Annotated in this window: 8 protein-coding genes and 2 pseudogenes; 7 read left to right on the forward strand and 3 right to left on the reverse strand. The window is 38.9% G+C overall.

Annotation, left to right across the window (positions count from 1 at the left end; translation table 11 throughout):
* A pseudogene (locus AC1DSB_RS10910) lies at positions 1-365 on the reverse strand (hypothetical protein); the annotation flags it as partial.
* 419 nt (positions 366-784) lie between these two features.
* Here AC1DSB_RS10910 and adh point away from each other — a divergent pair.
* The 7 genes from adh (at position 785) to AC1DSB_RS10945 (ending at position 6,346) form a co-directional block, all read left to right on the forward strand.
* Positions 785-2,305, forward strand: a complete 1,521-nt coding sequence (gene adh / locus AC1DSB_RS10915; protein ID WP_477531444.1) for an aldehyde dehydrogenase — start codon at positions 785-787, stop codon at positions 2,303-2,305.
* An 18-nt stretch (positions 2,306-2,323) separates the two neighbouring features.
* A complete protein-coding gene (locus tag AC1DSB_RS10920; RefSeq protein WP_477531443.1) occupies positions 2,324-2,689 on the forward strand; it encodes a DUF779 domain-containing protein in 366 nt (121 codons plus the stop codon).
* Positions 2,690-2,934: 245 nt separating this feature from the next.
* Positions 2,935-3,141 carry a hypothetical protein gene (locus tag AC1DSB_RS10925; RefSeq protein WP_477531442.1) on the forward strand — a complete coding sequence of 69 codons (207 nt, stop codon included), beginning with the start codon at positions 2,935-2,937 and terminating at the stop codon, positions 3,139-3,141.
* 24 nt (positions 3,142-3,165) lie between these two features.
* On the forward strand, positions 3,166-3,933 hold the full coding sequence (locus AC1DSB_RS10930; protein ID WP_477531441.1) for an NUDIX domain-containing protein: 768 nt from the start codon (positions 3,166-3,168) through the stop codon (positions 3,931-3,933).
* Entirely contained in the window at positions 3,930-4,343 is a 414-nt protein-coding gene (gene fosB, locus AC1DSB_RS10935) for a metallothiol transferase FosB (protein WP_477531440.1), read from the forward strand. The genes AC1DSB_RS10930 and fosB overlap by 4 nt, the downstream gene beginning before the upstream one ends.
* Before the next feature lie 432 nt (positions 4,344-4,775).
* On the forward strand, positions 4,776-5,441 hold the full coding sequence (locus tag AC1DSB_RS10940; RefSeq protein ID WP_477586716.1) for a hydrolase: 666 nt from the start codon (positions 4,776-4,778) through the stop codon (positions 5,439-5,441).
* 101 nt (positions 5,442-5,542) lie between these two features.
* Positions 5,543-6,346 (forward strand): PhzF family phenazine biosynthesis protein, encoded by an 804-nt coding sequence (locus AC1DSB_RS10945; protein ID WP_369758005.1) that lies wholly within the window; start codon positions 5,543-5,545, stop codon positions 6,344-6,346.
* 285 nt (positions 6,347-6,631) lie between these two features.
* Here AC1DSB_RS10945 and AC1DSB_RS10950 read toward each other — a convergent pair.
* A pseudogene (locus AC1DSB_RS10950) lies at positions 6,632-6,865 on the reverse strand (cupin domain-containing protein); the annotation flags it as partial.
* Positions 6,866-6,954: 89 nt separating this feature from the next.
* On the reverse strand, positions 6,955-7,923 hold a 969-nt coding region (locus tag AC1DSB_RS10955), incomplete at its 5' end, for an Ig-like domain-containing protein (protein ID WP_477586717.1).

A 7,923-nucleotide genomic window follows, 5' to 3' on the forward strand; every position in this document is an offset into this window, starting at 1 on the left:
TCAGATCCAGCAGGTCCYATTGGTCCAGTAGCTCCGTCAGTTCCAGCGGGTCCCATCGGTCCAGTAGCTCCGTCAATTCCAGAAAGTCCAATTGCAGCTGGTCCAGCAGGCCCAGCAGGCCCCATCGGTCCCGCAGGTCCTCTAGGTCCCTGTGGCCCCCTATCCCATTTATATTCATTGGAATGGCTATATTCTTTATCAATATTTTCGGAATGATGATAGTTGCTTTCAGCATGTACTTGATGATGATGATGTTCATGTTCATGTTCATGTTCACTATGGTTATGTGTATGTCTCAAACTTCTATCAATTTCATTTTTATGATGAATACTATTGTAATTTCTTCTTTTTCTATAATTATTCATTAGTTCACCTCCCTTCTTGCAAGATAGTTTATAATATGTGCGCCATTTGCATGAGAGATAGGCAGACTATTAATAAAGATTTCAAACTATCAGGGTGTCTACTCCAATTTAAAATTCGAGAAGATACTTGAGGGTTTCTATCTATATAATCACCGGTATTTGTTAAGAGTTGATGAAAAAAAAGAGTAGGAATGGAAGGGAACTTCTCTAAACGTCCGAAATACACTGTCACACCTTTAATTTCTTTAGAAGATTTATATAGTATTAATAGTCTTGGGCATATTTCATAAACAAATATGTTGTAAAATTCGGTGTTATCTGACTATATTTGAGGTACAGACTTCTTAATTTGTATGAATACTAGATTATGAAATCGCATACAAATAATGAGTTGGCCAAATTAAAGGGGGAACTTGAGAATGGTATATGCATTTCCAAACACTGAGGGTTCAATTGTTACTTTTAAAGAGAAATATGATAACTATATTAACGGGCAATGGACTGCTCCTGTTAAAGGTGAATATTTTGATAACGTGACACCAGTTACGGGTAAAAGTTTCACTCAAGTTGCTCGCTCAACATCTGAAGACATTGAACTAGCATTAGACGCAGCACATGAAGCAAAAGATGCTTGGGGGAATACGTCTGTAGCTGAACGTGCAAATATTTTAAATAAAATTGCGGATCGCATGGAAGAAAATTTAGAGGTGCTGGCTGTCGCAGAGACTTGGGATAACGGAAAAGCAGTACGTGAAACATTGAATGCTGACTTACCACTTGCGATCGATCATTTCCGTTATTTCGCTGGTGCCATTCGTGCGCAAGAAGGATCTTTAAGCCAAATCGATAACGATACAGTAGCGTATCATTTCCATGAGCCAATCGGTGTGGTTGGACAAATCATTCCTTGGAACTTCCCATTGTTAATGGCAGTTTGGAAGCTTGCACCGGCACTTGCTGCAGGAAATTGTGTTGTGTTGAAACCAGCTGAGCAAACACCAGCTAGTATTCTAGTATTTGCTGAACTAGTGGGCGATTTATTACCACCAGGTGTTATGAACATTGTAAATGGTTTCGGTTTGGAAGCTGGTAAGCCACTTGCATCGAATCCACGTATTGGCAAAGTTGCTTTCACTGGTGAAACAACTACAGGCCGTATGATCATGCAATACGCTTCACAAAACTTGATTCCGGTAACATTGGAACTTGGCGGTAAGTCACCGAACATTTTCTTCGAAGATATTATGGACCAAGACGATGCTTTCCTTGATAAAGCGGTAGAAGGCTTTGTATTATTCGCATTGAACCAGGGGGAAGTATGTACATGCCCTTCACGTGCACTAGTCCAGGAATCTATCTATGATAAGTTCATGGAAAAAGTATTGGCTCGTGTTGAAGCAATCAAGACAGGGAACCCACTTGATCCGAATACGATGATGGGTGCACAAGCTTCAAGTGAACAATTGGAAAAAATCTTGTCTTACTTGGATATCGGGAAACAAGAAGGCGCAGAATGCTTAATCGGTGGAGAGCGCAATAATATTGAAGGCGAATTCGCTGGTGGATATTATGTGAAACCAACTGTCTTCAAAGGAAATAACAAAATGCGAATCTTCCAAGAAGAAATCTTTGGTCCAGTTGTTTCAGTAACAACTTTCAAAACCCAAGAAGAGGCACTTGAAATTGCTAACGATACTTTATACGGACTTGGAGCAGGTGTTTGGTCACGTAATATGAACACAGCATACCGTTTCGGTCGTGCGATTCAAGCGGGTCGTGTTTGGACAAACTGTTACCATGCTTACCCAGCACATGCTGCGTTCGGTGGATACAAAATGTCAGGTATCGGTCGCGAAAACCACTTAATGATGTTGAATCACTACCAACAAACTAAAAACCTACTTGTTAGTTACAACGAAAACAAATTAGGATTCTTTTGATCGAAAGGGGAATGACCAATGATTGAACGCGTTACTGCAACGGACGCCACGCTTGAACTGATCGAGTTATTGAAAAGCAAGCACGGTCCTGTCATGTTCCACCAATCAGGAGGTTGCTGTGACGGGTCTGCACCAATGTGCTACCCGGAAGGTGATTTGATAGTGGGAGATCAAGATGTACTACTCGGTTCAATCGGCGACAGTCCCTTCTATATGCATAAGAGCCAATACGACTACTGGAAACATACTCAGTTAATTATTGATGTGGTAGATGGTCGAGGCGGCATGTTTTCACTGGAAGGCGTGGAAGGGAAAAGGTTTCTGACCAGATCTCGCGCGTTTACGGCTGAAGAGAATAAAGAAATTCAAGCAAGCTCAAATTAATAGTTTTTGAAAACCGTAATGTTTCGAGTGAAAACTTGAGGCATTGCGGTTTTTTTGTTGGGTAAAATTGGGCGGAAGGGAATACACCCCTCGTGAAAAGGAACAAACCAAATTGAAAGGGAATAAATGCTGCGCAAGAGAATTAAAGGGGATTTCCTAGTGTTTGTAGAAAAGTTATGAAATAGATTTAACCCGAACTCATAAGAGACGGATAAAGTACAATCAACTAAAAGGAGTGATACCGGATGGGCTACATATTTTTAGCAATATTAATCGGTGTGATTGCTTGGACACTTTGGAGACTGGGAACTAAACGTCGCTTACCAATGAATCATTACATGCCATTTGATGATGCAATGGAAGGAAAGAAAGATGATAATAATGCGTCATCGCTTCACGATACAAAGCATGAGATGGAATATGAAGAAACCACACCTAAAAAAGAAGAGTAATCTTTAATTGAAAGCGGGTATCGTATGCTATTTCGAAGAAAAATGTACACTATTAAACCTGAAATGCTGGAGACGTTTAATCACTTTTTCCACACCTATTTATTGCCGAATCAATTGACGCATGGTGCGCGTTTAATAGGGCGTTGGGTGAACGGGGATAAAACAGAAATTATGGCTATGTGGGGTTACCGTGATCGCGAGGATTTTGAGCGTGTGGATCAAGCGATTCGGGTTTCTGAACTTCATGAAACGGCACAAAACTTCCGAAAAAAATTACCACCATTATTTGAGACAAGCTCTGAAGATTTTATGGAATGGACAGGTGATTATTCAACCCCGCGATATGTGGTGGCGGTCTCTGCGTTCATTCAAAATGAAGCGGGGGAAGTATTGTTGGTTCGAAATGGTCACAGATCCGATACATATGAAATGCCAGGGGGACGAGTCGAACCGGGTGAGAGTTTAAAAAAAGCCGTTGCAAGAGAAGTTTTCGAAGAAACGGGAATCCATGCGGAGATTGGGGACATGGTCGGCGTTTATCAAAATGTCACTAGCGGAGTCTTTTGTATTGTATATGCAGGGAAGGCGGTAGCAGGGACACCTACACCTCAACCGGGCGAAACGATAGACGTACAGTTTGTTGAATTGAATGAAACGAATATCAGCGAATGGGTTACAAGAGAGCAATTTGCTACTCGTATTCATGATGCCATGAAACCTGGAAATGTCGCATACGAATCGTACGAAACAAAACCTTATCGTTTGCTTGAACGAGTGGATAGTAAGGAATGAAAATAAACCATTTGTTGTTTTCCGTTTCTGATTTGGAAAGTTCTATTAGATTTTATGAGGAAGTATTTGGAGCCAAGCTAATGATGAAAGGCAGAAAAACAGCGTATTTTGATTTAGAAGGTGTATGGCTAGCGCTGAACGAGGAAACCGACATTCCACGTAATGAAATAAAGGAATCCTACACACATATGGCTTTCACAATTACCGAGGATGAATTTGAAGAAACTCTAGTCAGACTGAACCAATTGAACGTTTCGATTTTGCTTGGCAGGGAGCGGGATGAGCGGGATAAAAAGTCCATTTACTTTGAAGACTTGGATGGACATAAGTTTGAATTTCACACGGGCACATTGCAGGATCGACTGGAGTATTACAAGAACGAGAAAGAACATATTGAGTTTTATGGCTAATCTTGAGAATGAGTTTTAGAAAGTAAAAAAGAAAGCTGAACATGGTTGGAATTTAATGTTCATGGGACTGAAGGAATTAGTTGAGATTGGAAAAGTTAGCTATACAGGATAAAAAACGTTTGAGCAATCAAAAGTAGTTTTAGAATACTTGAATAAGAACAAACAGGACGCTTTCTTTAGTAAGAAGGCGCCTGTTTTTTGACTGATGCTTGAGGGTGCTTTCACTTCACGGTAGCCTTTTAATCTTACTTAAGAACTAACTAATTCCCACTATAGTAAGGAGGCAATTGGCCTCACTATGTGCAGACAAACTTCCTCGTTCAACTTTATAGGATATAGTATAAATACCTTCTCCAGCACTTTGACGAGGGGGCAAGAAGTTTTAATTTTTGTAAGAAGAAAATCACTAAAAAAATGTGAAGGAAGGTTATTATGGGTTCAAGAATTATGCATAGTATTATAGCCTATAAGATTACTGAATCAGTTTCAATATCAGATAAAGCTTCATTTTTATTAGGAGGGATAGCACCAGACGCGGTGTCTCCTAAAGAGTTATCACATTTCTTTTCAGGCGAAGTAGATGATTATTCAAGAAATGTGGATTATGAAAATTTCATTGAAAAATACAGTTCTGTTAAAAATAATTCATTTATCTTAGGGTATTATTCACATCTCATCGCAGATGACTTGTGGTTAAAGGGGTTTTATTTACCGTGGTTAAAAAACAGAATGGAAAACGATAAAAATATTTTAAATCTGTATCATGGGGATTTTCAAACTCTAAATGGGTTGTTATTGGATTATTATGGAGTCGCAGATGGAATTAAAGAGATTTTCGATAGTAATGGTTCAGTTATAGATATTGAAGAAGTACACTCAAAAGACATTAGTGACTTTATTCCATATGTTTTAGAAGATATGAAATATGAAAATACACACAGTAAACAACAATTAAACGTTTTTACTTTTGAGCAAATCATTGGATACATAGAGACATCAATTCAAAAAGGAATCATACATATAAAACCTCTTCTAAGTTGCTGCGATACAACTAAAGGGCAGTTTAGTTCAATAAAAACCAATGATAAAATGATGTGAGTTACTAACGGTTGGGCTCTATGGCACAGTGTTTTTTGTTGTATGGATGGCTAACGGGGCAGGTTAATGAAAATAAATTTATATTAGTAACGAAGAATGAGGTGGGAGAGTTGAACAGAGTCACGTATTTTATCGTAAATGCATTTACTACAGATCTTTACAAGGGAAATCCCGCGGCAGTATGTTTACTGGATTCAACAATATCTGAGTTGACCATGCAAAAAATTGCTCAGGAGATACCCGTACCAACAACAGCTTTTGTCCAAAAAAGGGGGAATGATTTTTTTCTTAAATGGTTTACTCCAGAGATGGAAATTCCGATTTGTGGACATGGAACAATAGCCAGTGCTTTTATTGTTTGGCAACAATCGATTTTACCCTTAGATTCCCCTATTACATTCCAGACTTTAAGCGGTCCTTTGCAAGCAAGATGGTTTAATGAACTGGTAGAAATAACAATTAAGAAGTACCAATTAGAAGAGATTGAATGTCCTTCAGAACTTGAAGAATGGCTCGGTACGAAACCGAAATATGTAGGGAAAACAGATTTGGATTATATTGTGGAACTAAGTCATGAAGAATACATTGCAGATTTTGAACCTGATTTTTCTGCAATGAAACAGTTTCCTGTACGTGGTGTTTGTATCACGAGTATGTCTAATGAGGAGGGAATTGATATTGTCTCTAGATTTTTTTCACCAGCACAGGGCATTGATGAAGACCATGTAAATGGTTCTACCCACGGTGCATTAGGACCTTACTGGTGTGAAAAGTTATCAATAGAAAGTATTGTCAGCAAACAGCTTTCAAAACGAGGTGGGTTATTATACGTAACACCAAAAGAAAAAGATGTTGCCATTGCAGGTACAGCGGTACGGATATTATGGGGTGAATTATTAATCTAAGTCTCTAATATCGAGCTAAAACAACTAAAAGGTAATAGCTTTTCTTCTACAACTAACGGGGCAGTTTAGTTGAAGAAGAGAGATTTCTTAAAAGGTATTTTAATAAGGATTTGCAGAGTAGTATAAGGAGGTCAAATTCCTTTTGAGAAAAACACAAATAAAAACTCCTTGTGGTTATAATTTCCCCCAAGGAATTTATGTTTTTAGTAAAGCTCTGGGGTTGGATATTGAGTGTTGGTATATATCTAGATGGGACATCCTTTCTGATCCTCTATTACAAGATTATCAGGTGGGTCCTATATAAGTGTTAGGTTTAACAGATGCGGTTACCTGTTTCCACTGATTTTCATTCATACCATAGGTATACGACATAATATTTGAAGGTGTAAAATTTAAAATGTTAGAACCCCAAATTACTTGAGGAGTGGGTGCATTAAAAATCGCCAAAAGATGTGTGTTATCAACTTCATTATTTGTGAATACAGCATATGAAACCCAGAGTTGGGGTACTTGGGGTACCATAATTAAGAAAAAAATTTTCGAATCACTTTACAGAAAAAGCCGGCTCACTATAGTAATAGTGAGGCCGGCTCTTTTCGTATTTTTAATTATTGGTGCAATACAGTTACTGTTTGCGGACTTGTCGTTACTTTAAAGCCTTGCTTGTTTACTACTTCTGCTGAAACTGTATACGTACCGCTTGGAATATCCGCTTCTGGAGTCCATTTCAAGTGAATTTCATGCTCATTTTCAGCTACAATCGTGTCAACTACCTTGCCGTTTACATCTTTAACGTTTATTGTCCAGTTCACACGGTTACTGGCAAACGCATTAATTTGGGCAGGGGTGGTTGTGTTTACGTTGTTGTTTGGATACACGGAGAAATAACTTACAAGCATTTCTTCATTAATATAAGAAGGATCTCCCCAAACCGTATAGCTGTGGTTAAAAGCATGGTCTGCACCTAACACTACCACACTCTTCGGCTCTTCTTTTACTAGTACAGAAGTTTGTCCCGGCTGTAAGGATTCATACTTACCGTTATACCAGATGATTGCTGCGTTATATCCGCTACCGCCCTCGTTGTCCACTGCCTTGAAAGAAATTTCATATTGCTCATCTTTTGGCTGCACTTGAATATCAGATACAACTGGGGCAACAGAATCAACACGGATTGGAAGCTTCACTTCTTGTGGCTTCGCATTTGGATAATCTAGTGTTGTTTTAATAACAAAGTTGTATGTGCCATCCTTGACTGCTTGTCCTGCCTGGTCTTTTACGTCCCATAAATAACCACTATTCATATAATCACCGTATGCCATAACATTTTTACGGAACTTCCACGGTTTCCCAGTATATTCACTAAAATCGCCTAGGTCTTGAACCATTTTTCCTTGATCATTCTCCACGTACATTTCTGTCTTCTTTAAGTTGCGAAGTGCTGTAAATGTTGGGTATACACCTGGCAAGACAAAGTTTGGAGAAATGACAATTCGGTCCATATTAAAGGTTCCCGTATACGGGTCATATCCCAACGGGAATTGTGCTCCTTCATCGTTCCAAAGCACGGTATATCC

Source organism: Paenisporosarcina sp. P4_E4_2, assembly GCF_056401595.1.

Excerpts from the sequence above, each read along its gene's own strand:
- adh (WP_477531444.1), top strand. The coding sequence starts at position 785 with ATGGTATATGCATTTCCAAACACTGAGGGTTCAATTGTTACTTTTAAA.
- AC1DSB_RS10920 (WP_477531443.1), top strand. The coding sequence starts at position 2,324 with ATGATTGAACGCGTTACTGCAACGGACGCCACGCTTGAACTGATCGAG.
- AC1DSB_RS10925 (WP_477531442.1), top strand. The coding sequence starts at position 2,935 with ATGGGCTACATATTTTTAGCAATATTAATCGGTGTGATTGCTTGGACA.
- AC1DSB_RS10930 (WP_477531441.1), top strand. The coding sequence starts at position 3,166 with ATGCTATTTCGAAGAAAAATGTACACTATTAAACCTGAAATGCTGGAG.
- fosB (WP_477531440.1), top strand. The coding sequence starts at position 3,930 with ATGAAAATAAACCATTTGTTGTTTTCCGTTTCTGATTTGGAAAGTTCT.
- AC1DSB_RS10940 (WP_477586716.1), top strand. The coding sequence starts at position 4,776 with ATGGGTTCAAGAATTATGCATAGTATTATAGCCTATAAGATTACTGAA.